General features: G+C 67.3%; 15 protein-coding genes and 1 tRNA gene. 11 read left to right on the top strand and 5 right to left on the bottom strand.

Annotated features, from left to right (window positions below; genetic code table 11):
- Window positions 1–151: 151 nt before the first annotated feature.
- Window positions 152–1,966 (bottom strand): DNA mismatch repair endonuclease MutL, encoded by a 1,815-nt coding sequence (gene mutL, locus ASE72_RS13320; RefSeq protein WP_056021865.1) that lies wholly within the window; start codon window positions 1,964–1,966, stop codon window positions 152–154.
- 157 nt (window positions 1,967–2,123) lie between these two features.
- Between mutL and ASE72_RS13315 the strand changes: the two genes are divergently transcribed.
- From ASE72_RS13315 to ASE72_RS13265, 11 genes are all read left to right on the top strand, one after another.
- Window positions 2,124–3,164 (top strand): rod shape-determining protein, encoded by a 1,041-nt coding sequence (locus tag ASE72_RS13315; RefSeq protein WP_056021862.1) that lies wholly within the window; start codon window positions 2,124–2,126, stop codon window positions 3,162–3,164.
- An 88-nt stretch (window positions 3,165–3,252) separates the two neighbouring features.
- Window positions 3,253–4,140 (top strand): rod shape-determining protein MreC, encoded by an 888-nt coding sequence (gene mreC, locus ASE72_RS13310; RefSeq protein ID WP_056021859.1) that lies wholly within the window; start codon window positions 3,253–3,255, stop codon window positions 4,138–4,140.
- Window positions 4,137–4,658 carry a rod shape-determining protein MreD gene (gene mreD, locus ASE72_RS13305; protein WP_056021856.1) on the top strand — a complete coding sequence of 174 codons (522 nt, stop codon included), beginning with the start codon at window positions 4,137–4,139 and terminating at the stop codon, window positions 4,656–4,658. Before mreC ends, mreD begins: the two co-directional genes overlap by 4 nt.
- 13 nt (window positions 4,659–4,671) lie before the next feature.
- Window positions 4,672–6,744 (top strand): penicillin-binding protein 2, encoded by a 2,073-nt coding sequence (mrdA, locus tag ASE72_RS13300; RefSeq protein WP_056021853.1) that lies wholly within the window; start codon window positions 4,672–4,674, stop codon window positions 6,742–6,744.
- Window positions 6,741–7,850 carry a rod shape-determining protein RodA gene (gene rodA / locus ASE72_RS13295; protein ID WP_056021850.1) on the top strand — a complete coding sequence of 370 codons (1,110 nt, stop codon included), beginning with the start codon at window positions 6,741–6,743 and terminating at the stop codon, window positions 7,848–7,850. Before mrdA ends, rodA begins: the two co-directional genes overlap by 4 nt.
- Window positions 7,851–7,945: 95 nt before the next feature.
- A tRNA-Lys gene (locus ASE72_RS13290) sits at window positions 7,946–8,021 on the top strand.
- 225 nt (window positions 8,022–8,246) lie between these two features.
- Complete coding sequence (locus ASE72_RS13285; protein ID WP_056021846.1) at window positions 8,247–10,760, top strand: glycoside hydrolase family 9 protein; 2,514 nt, start codon at window positions 8,247–8,249, stop codon at window positions 10,758–10,760.
- Between the two features lie 289 nt (window positions 10,761–11,049).
- Window positions 11,050–11,382 (top strand): ArsR/SmtB family transcription factor, encoded by a 333-nt coding sequence (locus tag ASE72_RS13280; protein ID WP_056021843.1) that lies wholly within the window; start codon window positions 11,050–11,052, stop codon window positions 11,380–11,382.
- 11 nt (window positions 11,383–11,393) lie between these two features.
- Window positions 11,394–11,822 carry an arsenate reductase (glutaredoxin) gene (arsC, locus tag ASE72_RS13275; RefSeq protein WP_056021840.1) on the top strand — a complete coding sequence of 143 codons (429 nt, stop codon included), beginning with the start codon at window positions 11,394–11,396 and terminating at the stop codon, window positions 11,820–11,822.
- Complete coding sequence (locus tag ASE72_RS13270; RefSeq protein WP_056021837.1) at window positions 11,822–13,108, top strand: arsenic transporter; 1,287 nt, start codon at window positions 11,822–11,824, stop codon at window positions 13,106–13,108. Before arsC ends, ASE72_RS13270 begins: the two co-directional genes overlap by 1 nt.
- 324 nt (window positions 13,109–13,432) lie before the next feature.
- Window positions 13,433–13,888: an SRPBCC domain-containing protein gene (locus tag ASE72_RS13265; RefSeq protein WP_056022394.1), complete on the top strand. Its 456-nt coding sequence runs from the start codon at window positions 13,433–13,435 to the stop codon at window positions 13,886–13,888.
- A gap of 184 nt (window positions 13,889–14,072) precedes the next feature.
- Here the strand turns inward: ASE72_RS13265 and ASE72_RS19710 are convergent, their stop codons facing one another.
- From ASE72_RS19710 to ASE72_RS13245, 4 genes are all read right to left on the bottom strand, one after another.
- Window positions 14,073–15,989 (bottom strand): alpha/beta hydrolase-fold protein, encoded by a 1,917-nt coding sequence (locus tag ASE72_RS19710; protein WP_082445985.1) that lies wholly within the window; start codon window positions 15,987–15,989, stop codon window positions 14,073–14,075.
- Complete coding sequence (locus tag ASE72_RS13255) at window positions 15,986–16,405, bottom strand: DUF6265 family protein (protein WP_156350440.1); 420 nt, start codon at window positions 16,403–16,405, stop codon at window positions 15,986–15,988. Before ASE72_RS13255 ends, ASE72_RS19710 begins: the two co-directional genes overlap by 4 nt.
- A gap of 266 nt (window positions 16,406–16,671) precedes the next feature.
- Window positions 16,672–17,403 carry a LytR/AlgR family response regulator transcription factor gene (locus tag ASE72_RS13250; protein WP_056021831.1) on the bottom strand — a complete coding sequence of 244 codons (732 nt, stop codon included), beginning with the start codon at window positions 17,401–17,403 and terminating at the stop codon, window positions 16,672–16,674.
- The gene (locus ASE72_RS13245; RefSeq protein ID WP_056021828.1) at window positions 17,400–18,464 is read right to left on the bottom strand and encodes a sensor histidine kinase; all 1,065 of its coding nucleotides are present in this window, start codon (window positions 18,462–18,464) and stop codon (window positions 17,400–17,402) included. Before ASE72_RS13245 ends, ASE72_RS13250 begins: the two co-directional genes overlap by 4 nt.
- Between the last annotated feature and the right edge of the window lie 255 nt (window positions 18,465–18,719).

Raw genomic sequence — 18,719 nt, 5'->3', positions numbered from 1 at the left:
ATGAGCAGCGTCGATGTCACGGTCGAAGGGGGCGGCGTGATTCTGCGGTCAACGCGCCTTCCCGCGCTCGCTCTCCCGCAACCGGCAGCCGCGGTCAATTCGTAGAACTACCTAGGCGGCGCCGCGACATGTCCGCGCGCGCCTGACCCGGCTATTTGCGCCCGAACAGTTTCTCGATGTCGCCATGCGCCAGCTTCACCCAGGTCGGGCGCCCGTGATTGCACTGGCCCGAATGCGGCGTGATCTCCATCTCGCGGAGCAACGCGTTCATCTCGGTCACCGACAGGATCCGGCCCGCACGGACCGAGCCATGGCACGCCATCGTGCCCGCCACCGCGTCGAGCCGCTCCTTCAGCGACAAGGCCTCGTCGAAAGCCGCGAGTTCGTCGGCGAGGTCGGTGACGAGCCCCTTGGGATCGCTCTGGCCGAGCAACGCGGGTGTCGCGCGGACGAGCATCGCGCGCGGCCCGAACCGTTCGAGGTCGAGCCCGAACTCCGACAGCTCGGCCGCGCGCGATTCGAGTCGGTCGCATCCGGCCTCGTCGAGTTCGACGACCTCGGGGATCAGCAGCGCCTGGCTGGCGATCGTCCCCCCGACAAGCGCCGCGCGCATGCGTTCGAGGACGAGGCGTTCATGCGCGGCATGCTGGTCGACGAGGACGAGGCCGTCCTCGGCCTCTGCGACGATATAGGTCTTTGCGACCTGGCCGCGCGCGACGCCCATCGGGAAGGCGCTGGTCTGCGGCGGGGGCGTCCAGGCGGGTTCGGCGCGCGCCTGCGGGGGGGCGGCGAAGAAGGTCGGGCGGGCGTCGCTGACGCTGGCGTAGCTGCGGTTTTCCAGCGGCAGTCTTTGGTGCATGCCCTCACCGTCCCACCCACCTTGCGGGCGGGCCCCTTCCTCCCCCCCGGGGGGAGAGGCGGTTCCTTGTTGCCACATCGACAGGGCGGAGTCGCTCGCGCGCTGGCTGCGGTGGCCGGCGGCGTCGAGCGCGCGGCGCAGGCCCGAGACGATGAGGCCGCGGACCATCGCCGGGTCGCGGAAGCGGACCTCGGTCTTGGCGGGGTGGACGTTGACGTCGACCTGGTCGGTGGGAACGTCGAGGAACAGCGCGACGACCGCGTGCCGGTCGCGCGGGAGCATCTCGGCATAGGCGCCGCGGATCGCGCCCATCAGCAGCCGGTCCTTCACGGGCCTGCCGTTGACGAACAGATACTGGTGGTCGGCGATGCCGCGATTATAGGTCGGCAAGCTCGCGACCCCGCCAAGCACGAGCATGCCCGACTCGACCGGGCGCTCGATGTCGATCGCGACCGAATTGTCGGCGAGCGCGCGGTCGGTCAGCGTCGCCACGCGCCCCGGGCGATCCTCGACCTGCATCGCCGACATCGCGCGCCGGCCGTCATGCTCGATCGTGAAGCCGATATCGGGACGGGCCATCGCCAGCCGGCGAACGACGTCGAGACAGGCGGCATATTCGGCGCGGGGGGAGCGCAGGAACTTGCGACGGGCGGGAACGCGCGCGAACAGGTCCTCGACGATCACCCGCGTACCGGGGGGAAGCGCGGCGGGCGCCTCGCGCTCGACGCGACCATTGTCGACGATCCGCGACCACCCCTCCTGTCCACGGACGCGGCTCTCGATCGTCAGCCGCGCGACGCTCGCGATCGAGGGCAACGCTTCGCCGCGGAATCCGAGCGTCACGACCGATTCAATAAGCTCGTCCGGCAGTTTCGACGTCGCGTGACGCTCGAGCGCGAGCGCCATGTCGGCGGGTGTCATCCCGCATCCGTCGTCCACGACTTCGATCCGCGCGGTGCCGCCGTCGACCAGCACGACGGTGATCCGCCCCGCCCCTGCGTCGATCGCATTCTCGACAAGTTCCTTCAACGCACTGGCGGGCCTTTCCACCACTTCACCGGCGGCGATACGATTGACCAGATGCTCGGGTAGACGCCGTATTGACATGGGTTTGCGTCTAGACCAAGCGACGGCATCCCGCGACCCGCAAACGCCCCTCTTCTTTAGTTTAGGCACCCGGTGGAGGACAACGCCGGCGGGCCTCGCGAGATTATTGTGCGATGTGCTGCCCGTCCGGCGGCCAGGAATACGGGACCCTGATTGAATGGCCTTTTCGCGTTTCTTCAAGTTCATGTCGCATGACATGGCGATCGATCTCGGTACCGCGAATACCGTCGTCTATGTCCGTGGCCGCGGCATCGTCCTGAACGAGCCGTCGGTCGTCGCGGTCGAGACGATCAACGGCATCAAGCGCGTCAAGGCCGTCGGTGACGACGCCAAGCTGATGATGGGCAAGACCCCCGGCAACATCGAGGCGATCCGCCCGCTTCGAGACGGCGTGATCGCCGACATCGACGTCGCCGAGCAGATGATCAAATATTTCATCCAGAAGGTGCACGGCCCCCGCCGCTTTGCCCGCTGGCCCGAAATCGTGATCTGTGTGCCGTCGGGCTCGACCAAGGTCGAACGTCGCGCGATCCGCGATGCCGCGTCGAACGCGGGTGCCAGCACGGTCTGGCTGATCGAGGAGCCGATGGCCGCCGCGATCGGCGCCGACATGCCCGTCACCGAGCCGATCGGTTCGATGGTCGTCGACATCGGCGGCGGCACGACCGAAGTCGCGGTGCTCAGCCTGCGCGGGCTCGCCTACACGACGTCGGTCCGCGTCGGCGGCGACAAGATGGACGAGGCGATCGTCAGCTATGTCCGCCGCAACCACAATCTGCTGATCGGCGAAGCGACCGCCGAGCGGATCAAGCAGGAAGTCGGGATCGCCAAGCCGCCCGCGGACGGGATCGGCACGATCATCCACATCAAGGGCCGCGATCTCGTCAACGGCGTGCCCAAGGAAATCCAGATCAACCAGGGCCAGATCGCCGAGGCGCTGAGCGAGCCGGTCGCGACGATCGTCGAGGGCGTCCGCGTCGCGCTGGAGAACACCGCACCCGAACTGGCCGCGGACATCGTCGACCAGGGCATCGTCCTGACGGGCGGCGGCGCGCTGCTCCAGGGGCTCGACGAGGTGCTGCGCGACGAGACCGGGCTGCCCGTGACGGTCGCCGAGGACCCGCTGACCTGCGTCGCGCTCGGCACCGGTCGCGCGCTCGAGGATCCGCTGTTCCGCGGCGTGCTGATGAGCGGCTAAAAGAGGACTGGGGTGGAAATCGCATCGTCGGGACCGCGGGGATAGGGCCCCCGGGGCCGGCGATGCCCGAGAGCAAGGGGACAGGCGCATGGCGCCAGCCCGCGACCGTCGCACGGGGTTTTCAAGGCGACGCCAATATGGTGTGTTCGTTGGCTACGTGCTCGCGGTCGCTGGCGCGGCGGTGGGCGCGGCGCTGCTCGTCATGTCGACGTTCAACCCGCCGGCGTTCAGCGCCGCCCGGATGGGGATCGCGGGTGTCACCACGCCGGTCTCGTCGGGTCTCGCCTGGGCCGTCGGCGGGATCGCCGCGATCCCCGAGGCGATCGGCCAGTATTTCTTCGTGAAGCAGGAAAACATCGCGCTGCGCCGCGAACGCGACCAGACGCGCGCGCTGCTGATGCGCGCACGGGTCATCGCCTATGACAATCGCCGGCTGCGGTCGTTGCTCCACGTGCGAGACCGGATCGCCGATCCGGTGGTGTCCGCGCGGCTGGTCAGTTCGAGCGCGTCGAGCGGTCGCCGCTTCGCCTTGCTCAACGCGGGGCGGTGGAGCGGCGTCGGCCAGGGGATGGCGGTGCGCGGTCCCGACGGGCTGGTCGGCCGCGTCATCGAGACGGGCCCCAACGCAGCACGCGTGATGCTGCTCACCGACGTCGACAGCATCGTGCCGATCCGCCGGACCCGCGACGGCCTGCCCGCGATCGCGGTCGGGCGCGGCGACGGGATGATCGACGTGCGGTCGGTCAACGCCACCAACGTGCGGTTCAAGGCGGGCGACCTGTTCGTGACGTCGGGCGTCGGCGGGCTGTATTCGCCGGGCATCCCCGTCGCACGCGTGATGCAGGCGGGCGCGGATTCGGTGATGGCGCGGACCTTCGCGCATCCCGACACGCTCGACTTCGCCGTGGTCGAGCGCAGCTTCATGCCCGTGCCCCCGCCCCGGCCGATCGCCGCCCAGCCCGACGCGCGCCCGTGAGCACGCGAAACTCGGTCGACTACAAGCCGTTCGAACCCAAGGTCGCGGGCGGACGCGCGCGCGCGATCCCGTGGCTGACCGTCATGGCCGGATCGCTGATCACGATCGTGCCGATCGTCGCGACGATCCCGATCCTGCCGCCGTTCGGGTTCGTCATGCTGCTCGCGTGGCGGCTGCTCGCGCGCTACGCGTTGCGCCCCTGGGCCGCGGCGCCGCTCGGGCTGTTCGACGACCTCCTCAGCGGCCAGCCGCTTGGCAGCGCGGTACTGCTCTGGTCGCTCGCCTTCGTCGTGATCGACATGATCGAGCAACGGCTGGTGTTCCGCGACTTCTGGCAGGACTGGCTGATCGCGAGCGGCGGGATCGCGTGCTGCGCGCTCGGCGGGCGATTTCTTGCGGTCAGGGTCGGCACGCATGTCGACACCGTGCTATTGGCGCAGATCGTGATAACCATGATGCTTTTCCCCTTGGCCGCGCGCATCGTGGCGATGATCGAACGGCGTCGTGCCCAGGAATGAGTCGAATTCAGCAATGAGACGCCCGCCGCGCGTGGTGACCGAAATGTCGCAAGCCTACAGCTTCTCACGCCGCGCCTGGATATTGGGCGCGGCGCAGGGCGGCGTGGGCCTGATGCTGGCGGGGCGGATGGCGTGGCTGTCGATCGCGCAGAACGACCGCTACACGATGCTGTCCGAAAGCAACCGCGTGAACATGACGCTGTTGCCGCCACGACGCGGCTGGATCGTCGACCGCCACGGCGTGCCGATCGCGAACAACCGCACCGATTTCCGTGTCGACATCATCCCCGACCGGTTGCGCGACAAGGAGCGCGTGCTGCCGCTGCTCGGCCGTATCCTCCAGCTGCCGCCCGAGGAAGTCGAGCGGATCGCGATCGATCTCGATCACGCCGCCGGGTTCCAGCCCGTGCAGGTCGCGGAGAATCTCGACTGGGAGCGGTTCGCCGCGGTCAGCGTACGGCTGCCCGAACTCCCCGGCGTCGCACCGACGCGCGGCTTTGCGCGCAACTACCCCGCCGGCGCCGCCGTCGCGCATCTCACGGGCTATGTCGGCGTGCCCAATGTCGAGCAGTACAAGAAGACGCGCGACCCGTTGCTTGTCACGCCGGGCTTCAAGCTCGGCAAGGACGGGCTCGAAAAGATGCTCGAGGACGAACTGCGCGGCCAGGCCGGCGCGAAGCGCGTCGAGGTCACCGCACGCGGCAAGCTGGTCGCCGAACTCGCGACCAAGCCCGACGTGCCCGGCAAGACCGCGCGCCTGACCATCGACGCAGGCCTCCAGGAATATGCCGCACGCCGGCTCGGCACCAATTCGGGTTCGGTCGTCGTGATCGACTGCCGGACAGGCGAGATGCTCGCGATGGTGTCGATGCCCGCCTATGATCCCAACAGCTTCTCGGACGGGATCAGCCATCTCGAATGGCAGATGCTGAGCGACGACGATCACGTGCCGCTGATGAACAAGGTCACGCAGGGGCTGTATCCGCCGGGCTCGACGGTCAAGCCGATGAACGGGCTCGCGCTGCTCCATGCGGGCATCGAGCCGGGCGCGCGCGTCAACTGCTCGGGCGCGATGCGGCTGGGGACCAGCGTGTTCCACTGCCACAAGCGTGGCGGGCATGGTCCGCTCGATCTCAAGAACGCGATCATGCAGAGCTGCGACATCTATTTCTACGAGATGGCGCGGCGCGTCGGCTATGACCGGATCGCGCCGATCGCGCGGACGCTGGGACTCGGGCAGAAGTTCGACCTGCCCTTCTCGACGCAGCGCTTCGGGACGATGCCCGATCCGGCATGGAAGCTGCGCAAGTACAAGCGGCCATGGACCGTCGCCGATTCGCTCAACGCCTCGATCGGTCAGGGCTATGTGCTCGCCAATCCGCTTCAGCTTGCGGTGATGGCGGCGCGGCTCGCCTCGGGGCGCGACCTTCAGCCCAGCATCCTCGCAAGCCAGGTGCACCGCGACGCCCCCGCGCTCGACATTGATTCGGAGAACCTCGCCCGTGTCCGCGAGGCGATGTTCGGGGTGATAAACGGCGGCGGCACCGGCGGTGCAGCCCGGCTGCTCATCCCGGGCGTGGCGATCGCGGGCAAGACCGGCACCGCGCAGGTCCGTCGCATCACGATGGCAGAGCGGCGTTCGGGCGTGCTCAAGAATGGCCAGCTGCCGTTCAAGCTGCGCGACCATGCGCTGTTCATCGGCTTCGCGCCCGCCGACAACCCTCGCTACGCGCTCGCGGTCGTGCTCGAGCATAACGGCCATACGGTGCGCAACCTCGACACGCCGATGATCGCACGCGACATCATGACCTACATGCTCGACCGCGAACGCGCGCTGAAATCGCTGGCGGAGGTCGAGCCGACCTGGGGCGGCGACATCAGGACACGAATGGCGGCGACCGCGGCCGCCTATCGCACCGCGCAGTCGGCACCACCCGCCGCGATCGCGACGAAGACCGACGCAATCGTCCCCAGCGACGCGCCCGCGGTTGCCAATGCGACCGACAGCGCCAACCGCGCGCAGGCCGATCTGGCCACGTCCGACGGCGGCGTCGCCGAGGACGGCACCACGGAGCGTGTCCAATGACCTCGCGTATCGTCCCAGAACAGCTTGCCGCGCTGCCGTGGCGCACGCTGCTGCTCGTCGCCGCGATCGGCACCTTCGGGCTGGTCGTGCTCTATTCGGCCGCCGGCGGCTCGCTGCGGCCCTGGACGCTGCCGCAGGGCGTCCGCTTCTTCGTCCTGCTCGCAGGGTCGGTCATGCTCTCCCGCATCCCCGAACGCGTCTGGAAGGCGGCGACTTGGCCGACCTATGGCGCGCTCGTGCTCGCACTGGTCCTCGTCGAACTGCTCGGTGCGGTCCGGGGCGGGAGCCAGCGCTGGCTCGACCTCGGCTTCATCCGGCTGCAGCCGTCCGAATTGATGAAACCCGCGATCGTGCTCGCGTGCGCGCGCTTCTACGACATGCTGCCGCCCAACGAGACGCGGCGGTTCGCAGGGATCTGGCCCGCCGCGGTGCTGATCGGCATTCCCGCGGCGATCGTGATGAAACAGCCCGACCTCGGCACCGCGCTGATGATCTGCGCGGGCGGCGCGACGGTGATGTTCCTTGCGGGCATCCCGATCAGGCTGTTCGTCGGCGGCGCGGTCGCCGCGTCGGTCGCGATCCCGCTCGCGATCAACTTCGCGCTGCACGACTACCAGCGCAACCGCATCCTGATCTTCCTCGATCCCGAGAGCGATCCGCTGGGCACCGGCTACCACATCAGCCAGTCGAAGATCGCGATCGGATCGGGCGGGCTGTGGGGCAAGGGATTCCTCAACGGCACGCAGAGCCATCTCGACTACCTCCCCGAGGGGCATACCGATTTCGTCTTCGCGACGATGGCCGAGGAATGGGGGCTGGTCGGCGGCTGCCTGCTGATCCTCGCCTTCCTGCTCGTGATCCGCTGGGGGATCGAGGTCGGGCAGCGCGCGCAGTCGCGGTTCGCGCGGCTCGCCGCCGCAGGGCTCGCCACGACGATCTTCTTCTATGTCGCGATCAACCTGATGATGGTGATGGGCCTCGCCCCCGTGGTGGGCATCCCGCTGCCGCTGGTGAGCTATGGCGGGTCGTCGCAGATGACGGTGCTGTTGTGCCTCGGGATTTTGATGTCGATTGATCGCGAAAATCGAAAAACTGTTCGCTGGTAGGACGAAAAGGGGTTGCGGCCCCCGATGAGTCTGCTAACAGCGCGCCTCCAGCAGCGGGGCGCCACACCAAGGCGCCACCAAAACCGCCCCGGAATGGACGCATAGCTCAGTTGGTAGAGCAGCTGACTCTTAATCAGCGGGTCCTTGGTTCGAGCCCAAGTGCGTCCACCAGAGTTTCCAACGGCCTTGCAGCGATGCGGGGCCGTTTTGGTTTGGGCCATCCCTGACTCTCCCCGTTTCCCTGCGCTACATGAGTTCGGCGGACCCGCTGTGAGCTACCAGTCGCGTTCCACGCTCAGCCCTCTCCCATTTGATACAGAGCAACGCTTCAACCGCTTGAAAACGGACAATGTGGAGATATGGTAGCGCTAACGATAGGATAGGGGAGGATTGCTGATGGGCACGCAGTATCGCGCGTGGTTGATTGCCGCGCTTCTCGCAACGAGCAGCACGGGGGTGACGCAGGCGTCCGATCGTGCGCCACTCCGGCTCGACCGCTCCGATTATTTCGAGGCGCCGGGCGTCAACTGGCTCGTCTTTTCCAACGTCAACGAAGGGTTGTTCGCCGACGCCAAGATCAGCGGCGTCGAACTCATCCAGCAAGGCGTGCGCACCGCCACCAACGGCGATGTGCGCCTGTCCGCGACGCCGGGTCAGTGGGATCCGGCCGCCACCTTCGTCCGCCGGCGGGTCGACAAGGCGGCGGGTGTGATCGAGGTCGCGATGCGCTATCCCGACTTCAGCTATACCGTCCGCGCCGAACGGCGCGGTGCCATGGTCGTCCTGTCGGTGCTGCTCGACCAGCTCCTGCCAACGGCACAGGTCGGCAAGGCGGGGCTGAACCTCGAATTCGTGCCTTCTGCCTATTTCCACAAAAGCTATGCCGCCGACGGCAAGCCCGCGCTTTTCCCGCGCTATCCCGCCGACGCGATGACGCTGGCACCCGAGCGCAATCTGGCGAGCGGGCGCAGCGATGGTCCGGGCGCCGAACCGCAAGCCTTTGCGAGCGCGCGGCAGCTGATCCTCGCGCCCGAAGACCCCGCGCGGCGCGTCGGCATCACCACGCGCGAGGGGGCGGTATCGTTGTACGACGGGCGCAACCAGGCGCAGAATGGCTGGTATGTCGCGCGTCAGCTGCTGCCCGGCGGTCGGACAGGCAAGGTGATCGAATGGACGCTCGACGCCAACAGCGTTCCCGACTGGCTGCGCCCGCCGGTCATCGGCCATTCGCAGGCCGGCTATCGCACCGATCTGCCCAAGGTCGCGACGATCGAGCTCGACCGCGACGATCGCCGCGCGCTCCGCCCTCGCCTGCTGCGGCTGAACCCCGACGGCGTCTTCGCGCCGGTGGCGGCGGGGTCGACGCGCGAATGGGGCAACTATCTGCGCTATCGCTACGTCCGGTTCGACTTCAGCACGGTGAAGACGCCGGGCACCTATGCGATCGACTATGGGACGACGCGCAGCGCGCCCTTTCCGATCGGAGCCGACGCGCTGACGGGACTGTGGCACCTCCCCAACGACGTCTATCTGCCGATCGCGATGGATCATGTCGCCGTCAACGAAGCCTATCGCGTCTGGCACGGCGATCCGCACCGCGACGATGCGCGACAGGCCCCGGTCAAACACGAGCATATCGACCTGTATCGGCAAGGGCCGACGACCGACACGCGTTTCAAGCCCGGCGAGCATATCCCCGGCCTTGCGGTCGGCGGGTGGCTCGATGCCGGCGATTTCGACATCCGGACGCAGACCCAATATCAGGTCGTGCGTCAGCTCGCCGACGCGGTCGAGACCTTCGGGATCGACCGCGACACGGTGGCGGTCGACTGGACGACGCGGCGCGTGGAGATGCACGTGCCCGACGGTGTGCCCGACATCCTGCAACAGATTCGCCACGGCAGCCTGCAATTGCTGGCACAGTATGACGCGGTCGGCCATGCGATCCACGGTATCGTCGAGCCCGACGTTGGCCAGTACACGCATCTGGGCGATGCGGCGACCAAGACCGACGGGCTCATCTATGATCCGACGCTCAAACCCTATCAGCGCGCCTATGATTCGCGCGGCGGGCGCAGCGGTACGCCCGACGACCGCTGGGCCTTCACGACCAAGGCCTCCGCGCTCGATTATGGATCGGCGGCGGCGCTGGCCGCGACCTATCGCGTGTGGATGACGCGCGATCCGGCGTTCGCCAAACGCTGTCTCGACCGTGCGCAACAGGTGTGGGCCGACGAACACAGCCATGCACCCGACCTGTTCCGCCACGGCAACACGACGGGTGGCCCGCTCGACGCCGAAGAGTTCACCGCCGCGGTGGAGTTGCTCGTCGCGACCGGCGACACGCGCTACGCCGAACGGGTCGAGGCGCTTGCCCCGGCGATGCTGCGTCGCTTCGATGCAACTGCGACGACGATGGTGAAGGCGCTTCGCCACATGCCGGATGGCTATCGCCGGCAGGTCGAAACCGCGGCGCGCGACTGGGCAGCCCGCGCGAAGGTGATCGAGACCGCCAATCCGTTCGGCGTGCCGATCACCGCCGGGGGCTGGGCCGGGAGCGGCGCGGTGCTCAATTTCGGCCTGACCGCCGACGCGCTTCACCGCGCCTTTCCAGCGGTGGTCGACACCGCGCCGGTGCTGCGCGCGCTCGACTTCCTCCACGGGCATCATCCGGCGTCGGACCGCTCGTTCGTCTCTGGCGTCGGCGCGATGTCGAAGGAAGTGGCCTATGGCAGCAACCGCGCGGACTTCTCGTTCATTCCCGGCGGTGTGGTGCCGGGCGTCCTGCTGCTGAAGCCCGACTATCCGGAGAACCGCGACGACTGGCCGTTCTTCTGGGGCGAGAACGAATATGTCGTCCCGGAAGGCGCGATGTATATCACCCTCGCGAGCGCCGCCGCGCGGCTTTGACGCTCGATACCGGAGGCGCGCCACGCACGCGCCTCCGTCGGTTACCGGTCGAGCGTCGCATTCAATAATGCTGCGACCGACTGACGGACGCTGACGCCTCCTCCCTCGCCTTACCACGTCGGACGCCGGTTCATCTCCGCGATTTGACCGATTTTGCCGCCCGGCTTGCGGCTCGCGAATGCCGTGACGGGAGAGGTAACCGGCTGGCCCGCGGTCGCGCGGGTACAATGCGAGGCTAGCTCCATACACACGCGCTGGCCCTGCCGGATATATCGGCTATGCTGGATACATGGATATCGGCTTGGCAATTACCGCGCTCGGGGCGCTCGCGCAGGATACGCGCCTCGATGCGTTCCGCCTGCTTGTACGACACGAGCCGGACGGGATGGCGGCAGGCGAAATCGCCCGACAGCTCGGCGTGCCGCAGAACACCATGTCCGCGCATCTCGGCATCCTCGCCCGCGCCGGCATCGTGCGCTCCGAGCGGCACAGCCGGTCCATCATCTATCGCGCCGATCTGGACGGGCTGCGCACGCTGACGCTGTTCCTGATCAAGGACTGCTGTGCCAGCTCGGCCGAGCTGTGTGCGCCGCTCATCGCCGAACTGACCCCCTGCTGCTGAAAGGACGCGCCATGGCCGTCGACGTCGTGATCTATCACAACCCCGCCTGCGGCACGTCGCGCAACACGCTGGCGATGATCCGCAACGCCGGTATCGAACCGCACGTCGTGGAGTATCTGAAGACCCCGCCCTCGCGCGCGCTGCTGGTCGAACTGATCGACCGCGCCGGCATCACGCCGCGGGACCTGCTGCGCGAGAAGGGCACGCCCTATGCCGAACTCGGTCTTGGCGACGCCTCGCTGAGCGACGACGTGCTGCTCAACGCGATGATCGCGCACCCGGTCCTGATCAACCGCCCGCTGGTCGTCTCGCCCCTCGGCGTGAAGCTCTGCCGCCCGTCCGAAGCCGTCCTTGATCTGCTCCGCGAGCCGCAGCGGGGGGCGTTCGCCAAGGAGGACGGCGAACAGGTGGTGGACGCGGCCGGGCAGCGCCTCGGCTGATGCTCCTCGCCCTCGCCATCTTTGCCGTTACGATCGCGCTCGTCATTTGGCAGCCCCGAGGCCTCGGCATCGGGTGGAGTGCGCTCGGCGGCGCAGCCGTAGCGCTGCTCGTCGGAGTGGTCTCGCTCTCCGACGTCCCGGTGGTGTGGGGCATCGTCTGGAACGCGACCGCGACGTTCGTCGCGATCATCATCGTCAGCCTGCTGCTCGACGAAGCCGGGTTCTTCGATTGGGCCGCGCTCCACGTCGCCCGCTGGGGCGGCGGGCACGGCCGACGGCTGTTCGTCCTGATCGTCCTGCTCGGTGCGGCCGTGTCGGCGCTATTCGCGAACGATGGCGCGGCGCTGATCCTGACGCCGATCGTCATCGCGATGCTGCGAGCGCTCGGCTACCGCGACAGGGCGACGCTGGCGTTTGTCATGGCGGCGGGCTTCGTGGCCGACACGGCCAGCCTGCCGCTGATCGTCTCCAACCTGGTCAACATCGTGTCGGCCGACTTCTTCCGCATGGGGTTCGCCGACTATGCAGCGGTGATGGTGCCGGTCGACCTCGCCTCGATCGCCGCGACGCTGGTCGTGCTGCTGCTGTTCTTCCGCCGCGACGTGCCGACCAGCTACGACGTGGCCCAGCTCCGCGCACCGGCAGACGCGATCCGCGACTCGGCCACGTTCCGAACCGGCTGGATCGTGCTTGCCGCGCTCCTGGCGGGCTTCTTCCTGCTCGAACCGATCGGCGTGCCGGTCAGCGCGGTCGCCGCGGCCGGCGCGGTCCTGCTGCTTGTCGTCGCCGCACGCGGCCACGTCATCGAGACCCGCAAGGTCCTGCGCGGAGCGCCGTGGCAGGTCGTGATCTTCTCGCTCGGAATGTATCTGGTCGTCTACGGACTGCGGAACGCCGGCCTGACCGATCACCTCGCCGGTCTCCTCGATCGCGCCGCGCAGGGCGGCGTGTGGGGCGCAGCGTTCGGCACCGGCATCATCGCTGCGTTGCTGTCGTCGGTCATGAACAACATGCCGACGGTGCTCGTCGGCGCTCTGTCGATCGACGCGACCCACGCCACGGGCGCGGTCAAGGACGCGATGATCTACGCCAACGTGATCGGCTGCGATCTCGGCCCCAAGATAACGCCGATCGGCTCGCTGGCGACGCTGCTGTGGCTGCACGTCCTCGGGCAGAAGGGCATCCGTATCGGCTGGGGCTATTATTTCAGGGTCGGCGCGACCCTGACCATCCCGGTCCTGCTGGTGACGCTCGCCGCGCTCGCGCTGCGGCTCGGTGCCACCTGATGCCGCGGAATCGAACCAACCAAACAGGGACATACCCCCTGATGCCCCTACGCACGCTCCCCGACCCCGACCCCGACCACGTGCCCGCGACGGCGGCACCGACGCCTTCACCTGCCTGGCCGGCACGCTCGCACAGGAGGTGCATCAATCGCACCCTATTGCGCGCGAGGCATAGGCGGTAATTACCGGCCCCGCGACCACGCTGGAGGACGATGTCGCCGAGGCGCTGGCTAATCACGACGTCGCAGGCGATCCTCCAGCGGTGCGCGAGAGCATGCAGCATTTCAACCACGACATGACCCTGCTTTGCCAAGGAGACGAATGATGGGCGATATCCGTGAACTCAGTGTCGAGCGCCGCATAGCGGCTCCCTTGGAGGATGTCTGGCGGATCATGACGGATCGTTTCGAGGAGTGGTTCTGCCCGCGGCCCTGGCGCGCCGAAGCACGCGACATTGAGTGGCGTCCCGGAGGTCGTAGCCTGGTAGTGATGCATGGACCCGACGGCGAGGAAATGCTCAATGAGGGGGTGATCCTCGACTATGAGCCGAACCGCCGCTTTGTGTTTACCGACGCCTTCACCGTCGGCTGGAAGCCGAGCGGGCCGTTCATGGTCGGCGTGTTCGAGATCGTGCCCGACGGCGACGGCACCCGCTTTACCGCCACGGCGCGCCACTGGACCGACGATGCCCTGGAACAGCACCGCTCGATGGGCTTTGAAGGCGGCTGGGGCGCGATGGCCGATCAGCTCAACACGCTGGCCGAGGGAGGCGAGCTGTGACCTCCGCTTCGCCCGCCCCGCCGACGCCTTCCCCGCCGCCGGGGCTCGGACTGAACGGAATGGTGGCTTTCGGTCAGAGCAGACGCGCAGTTTTGCCGGGCCAGATCGTCGGTCGACCGACGTCGGTCCATGCCGGAATGCCTGTTCCGAGCCAGTTAGCCTGCCCACGGACCGGGGCGCTGTTTCAACGGGCCGGGACGACATAGTCGTGTGTTCCGATTTGCCGATGCAGCTTGAGTGAGCCGTCTGCCTGGCGCTGCCACAGCCGGATGCCGCCGCCCTTGACGATGCCCGACTGGCCGCCCGCGGTCCAATCGACGCGAAATCTGGGATATTCGATCACCCACGCACCGTGATTTTCGAACGCCAGGGTCCATACCTGGACATCGCGGAAGGTCGCGCCGGTTCCGGCCGCAGTATAGGCGGTCAGATAGGGGCGGATCTCGGCCATGCCGCGTTTGGGCGTATCGGCGAAGGGCATGAAGATGGCGTCGTCGGTGTAATCCACGAGTTTCGCCTCGACATCCTTGGTCCGCACAGCCTCGGCGTCGCGGTCATTATGCGCTCGCAGAAATTCGCCCAAGGGCCGGTCGGCTGCGGCTGGCGGGATCGGCGCGGCCGACGACTCCGGTATCGCGGTGAAGAAGCCCGCGGGATCGGCGAGGGCGCGGAAATAGCCCCAGGTGTCACCCTTGAGCCTGAGGCTGCCGTCCCGCTCGACGCCCCAGACATAAGCGTATTTCCCGCGCTCCTCGTCGGCGCGGTCGGACCAGCGGGTCGTGAAGGTTCCGATCTTGACCAAGGTGTCGCCCAGGTCGAACACGTCGCTCGGGACCGGGACATAATCGATCACCCGCCGCCGTTCGCGCATGGCGCGGTGATAGGCGGCAATCTGGCGGGTGCCCTGCAGCACCGGTTGATATTCGGGCATGCTTCGCGCGTCGGCGCGGTAGAGCGCGGCACGCTTATCGACATCGTTGGACAGTATCACCTCGCGCAGCATTCCATGCGCGGCGTTGACCCGCTCGCCAGGCGTTACCGGCGGTCCGAACAGCAGGGTTCGCGCGAAGAAGGGCAGAAGATCGGTGTAGAAACGTCCCTGTTCGCCCCAATGCCGGTCGCGAAAGCCGCCGCCATGCTCCTCGGCTTCGTGCGGCACGCCATATTCGGCGAGGAGATTGGACAAGGCCTGCGCGCCATAGACATGATCGACCAGCGTGTCCTGACGCCCCCAGTCGAACTTGAAGCCGCGCAGCGATTTGAGATTGTCGGCATGAGCGGGGAGCAAGGCCGTCAGCGCGAATCCCTGTTTAAAACGCGCCGTACGATCGCTGTCCACTACGATGCGCCCGTCGACACGCCGCGCCGGTGGATCGAAGAACAGCGGCGGTCGGTTCGGGTTCGGCGAGAAGGCCTGATAGATCGACGTGAAGATCAGCGAGAAGCCGTCGTCCCGCAGATCGTCGAGCGATGTCGCGCGCGCCATGCGTTCGAAGTTCGGGCGGCTGTGCGTCGGCTGGATATTCGGCCCGCTTGCCACCGGCTGCAGGCCATAGACCGCGCCGAACATTTCGGGATGGCGCATGCCGAAGCGGATCGCGCCATAAGCCCCCGGGCCATCCCCCGCGATCCCGCGCGAATCCCGGGTGGCGAGCGTGCGGTAGGTTGCATCGATGTGCGGCACCAGCTCGCGCACCATGAAGTCTTCCCAATTGCCCGTCACCGGCGAGTTCACGTACCACGAACTGCCCGCGGGGGTCGTGAAGTCGGCGGTCACGACGATGACGTCGCCGATCACACCTTGCGCGATCGCTTTGTCCAGCAGCGCCTTTGCGCCGTGGCTGGCGAAGGGTTCACGGTGATCTTCGAAGAAATAGTTGAGGAAATAGAGGACGGGAAAGCGCTTGCCCGGCTCGGCGTAGCGCGGCGGCAGATAGACCGTGAGGTTGCGGACTGGCGAGATGCCGATCTTGCTGCCGGCGAAGCTGGTCGATTGCAGCGTGCTGACAACGAGCCGGCTCTGCGGCTGTGCCATCGCCGGAGCGACGAACAGCGCCAGCAAGCAACAGGCAACGGCGTAAAGCTTGCGTAGCGCGCTCATGACGGTGCTCCATCGCTTTGCCGCGTGGGGAATGATGTACGCCGGAAGGGAATCACGAGTGTCTCGCGTTCCTGGCCCTCCGAGCGATTGAGGAAATAGACCGTGAAGCTATCCGGCCCGGTTCGCGAGAAAGTCGCGCCGTCGAAGTAGAAGCTGGTCGAATCGCGATCGACCAGCGGGCGGTCGATATAAGCCGCCTGCGCTTCCCAACCGGCGAGTTCCGGCGTGAAGTGCTTGACCCGAAGCGTCAGCGAATTTCCAATCTCGGCGAACACGCCGATCTCGTAAAAGGCCAGGTTCTGGGGAGCGAGCGCGCGGACGAAGCCCGGAAGCTGCCCAAAGCGAGGACTGAGAAGCACATGCTCGACCGGCCCATCGGGCATGTCGCCGATCCAGTGGCCCTCGATCCACGCCATGTCGGCGATCGTCGCACGCGGGGCCAAGCGGCCTTCGACGTGGAGCTTGATCGTGGCCCGGGGGTTGGCGAGCTGCGCCGATGAAGGGCTTGCGGGGAACAGGATCGCCAGCGCGAATACCGCCGTCGGAAACCTGAAGAGGGCATATGCCCTGTGCCTCAACCCCATGCCCACCCCCTGTTTTGGTTGAGCGGCATACGGGCCCGGAACGGGGTTTGCCGGCAATGGATTTTCGCCGGGCGGGTCCGGCGGATCGCCAAGCGGGATCAGCGGGTAAGGTAGACGTCGATTGGCTCGCGGTATCGCCGGCTGAACCGAAGTTCCGCGCCGCACGCCAGCCGCGCCACGCCGTCGCCGTGCGTGCCGGACCGGACTTCGACCAACCGGTCAAGCCGGACGATCGCGGCGCGATGGATGCGCGCGAACGCGGCCTGGGGCAACCGCGCCTCGAGCGACGTCAATGATTCGTGGATCAGCAAGCTGCGTCCGCCGGCATGGACTTCGGCATAGTCGCCGGCCGCACTGATCCAGTCGATCTCGTCGAGCCGAACCAGTTGCGCCAAGCCATTGCCGCGCGCGACGAGCCGGCCCTGCCCGCCGAGCAGCGATCGCATACCGTCGCGCTGGCCGCCGCCCATGCCGAACTGTCGCCGCACCCGCTCGATCACGCGGGCAAAGCGCTGGTCGTCGAACGGCTTGAGCAGGTAATCGAGCGCCTCCGCCTCGAACGCGCGCACTGCATAGGCGTCGAACGCCGTCACGAACACGACCAGCGGCATCGCATCCACGCCGATTGCCTCGATCACGCCGAAGCCGTCCATCTCGGGCATCTGGACGTCGAGAAACACCAGATCGGGCCGCAGCGTGCTGATTGCCGCCACCGCTTCCGCCCCGTGCCCCGCTTCGCCGACCATCTCGAAATCGCCGAACCCGGCGAGCGACTGGCGCACTGCGCGGCGTGCGAGCGGCTCGTCATCAATGATCAGGGTCCGGATCACCGCGGCACCAGGATGGTGACGCGAAAACCTTCGCCCGGCGCCGTGTCGATCTCGAGCGACTGGCGCTCGCCATGCAGCTGGCGCAACCGCAGCCGTGCGTTGCCGAGCCCGACACCCTCGCGGATCGCGCCCGCGCCCTTGCCGTCGTCGGCGACGCTGATCCTCAGCTTGTCGGCTGCGGGCTTCGCCTCGATCGTCAGCGTGCCGCCTTCGATCGACGGGGCAATCCCGTGGCGCACCGCGTTCTCGACCAGCGGCTGTAGCAGCAGCGCCGGCACCTGGACGGTCTCCAACCCGGGCGCGATATCGCGGACGATTCGCAGCCGTTCGCCCAACCGCGCTTCCTCAATCGCGAGATACGTATCGGTGAAGTCGAGTTCATCGGCGAGCGCGCTCTGCTGCGACCTGCGTTGGTCAATCGACAGCCGCAGCAGATCGCCCAGCCGCGCTATCAGCCGCTGGGCCACGATCGGATCGTCGGGCACCAGTGCGGAAATGGCGTTGAGCGTGTTGAACAGGAAGTGCGGCTGGAGCTGCGCGCGCAGTGCCGCGGTTTCCGCCTCTGCGAGCTGCGCCTCCAGCCGCGCCTCCGCGACTTCGCGATCGCGCATTGTCCTATAAGCGCGCGCGCCGAGCACGATCGCGACAAGCAGCGCGTAGATCATCAGATGAACGTGGATGCTGGTCGCCAGCTTCGTGATCAGCAGCGCAGTGCTCCACGGCGCCCAAGGCGCGCGGAAATAGAGCATCGCGTTCATCGCGCTGTACAGCGCCGCGTGCAGCACCGCGAAGACGAGCCCAAAGGCCAGATGAATGGCAAGCAGCCTGCCCAGCCGCCGCTCGTCGGCGAACGCGCGCGCCACCCGCACAACTCCGGGCGTTAGTGCGGCCCAGGCCGAATACCAGATCAGCCCATTGACCAATGCCTGCCCCGGCGCGAGCTTGGGGCCGCCCGCGAAACCCGCGGCATAGGTCTGGAACGCAGTCACCACCGCGATCGCCAGCCACGCGGCCCAAATGCCCAGATAGCGAAGGACGCCTTGTCGATGCGCTGCGGTCATGGCCAATCATGCACGATCGCCCAGCATTGAACAGCCGCGTGCCAGAGACCGCCCGTGACAGATGAAGGTGATGGAACCGCTCGACTGCGGTCGGCTGCTCGTCGCCAAGCCCGCCATGATCAAGACCGAAGCGCTTTGCAGATCGCCCACGCCCGCGACCACTCGCCCTGATCCGCTCCGTGCGTCCGTCAACGTCCATATCCGGCGAATCCAGACAAGCTTGCGAGTTTTTTCGATGATGCCGCGCATGATATG

This window comes from Sphingomonas sp. Leaf20, from assembly GCF_001421535.1.
GTDB lineage: Bacteria > Pseudomonadota > Alphaproteobacteria > Sphingomonadales > Sphingomonadaceae > Sphingomonas.
Note: the sequence above shows the minus strand (reverse complement) of the source record. Positions and strands in the feature narration are given on the sequence as shown.

What these genes read in the sequence shown, in the direction of transcription:
- mutL (WP_056021865.1), bottom strand. Translation starts at nt 1,966, where the DNA reads ATGTCAATACGGCGTCTACCCGAGCATCTGGTCAATCGTATCGCCGCC.
- ASE72_RS13315 (WP_056021862.1), top strand. Translation starts at nt 2,124, where the DNA reads ATGGCCTTTTCGCGTTTCTTCAAGTTCATGTCGCATGACATGGCGATC.
- mreC (WP_056021859.1), top strand. Translation starts at nt 3,253, where the DNA reads ATGGCGCCAGCCCGCGACCGTCGCACGGGGTTTTCAAGGCGACGCCAA.
- mrdA (WP_056021853.1), top strand. Translation starts at nt 4,672, where the DNA reads ATGAGACGCCCGCCGCGCGTGGTGACCGAAATGTCGCAAGCCTACAGC.
- rodA (WP_056021850.1), top strand. Translation starts at nt 6,741, where the DNA reads ATGACCTCGCGTATCGTCCCAGAACAGCTTGCCGCGCTGCCGTGGCGC.
- ASE72_RS13285 (WP_056021846.1), top strand. Translation starts at nt 8,247, where the DNA reads ATGGGCACGCAGTATCGCGCGTGGTTGATTGCCGCGCTTCTCGCAACG.
- ASE72_RS13280 (WP_056021843.1), top strand. Translation starts at nt 11,050, where the DNA reads ATGGATATCGGCTTGGCAATTACCGCGCTCGGGGCGCTCGCGCAGGAT.
- arsC (WP_056021840.1), top strand. Translation starts at nt 11,394, where the DNA reads ATGGCCGTCGACGTCGTGATCTATCACAACCCCGCCTGCGGCACGTCG.
- ASE72_RS13270 (WP_056021837.1), top strand. Translation starts at nt 11,822, where the DNA reads ATGCTCCTCGCCCTCGCCATCTTTGCCGTTACGATCGCGCTCGTCATT.
- ASE72_RS13265 (WP_056022394.1), top strand. Translation starts at nt 13,433, where the DNA reads ATGGGCGATATCCGTGAACTCAGTGTCGAGCGCCGCATAGCGGCTCCC.
- ASE72_RS19710 (WP_082445985.1), bottom strand. Translation starts at nt 15,989, where the DNA reads ATGAGCGCGCTACGCAAGCTTTACGCCGTTGCCTGTTGCTTGCTGGCG.
- ASE72_RS13255 (WP_156350440.1), bottom strand. Translation starts at nt 16,405, where the DNA reads ATGGCGTGGATCGAGGGCCACTGGATCGGCGACATGCCCGATGGGCCG.
- ASE72_RS13245 (WP_056021828.1), bottom strand. Translation starts at nt 18,464, where the DNA reads ATGACCGCAGCGCATCGACAAGGCGTCCTTCGCTATCTGGGCATTTGG.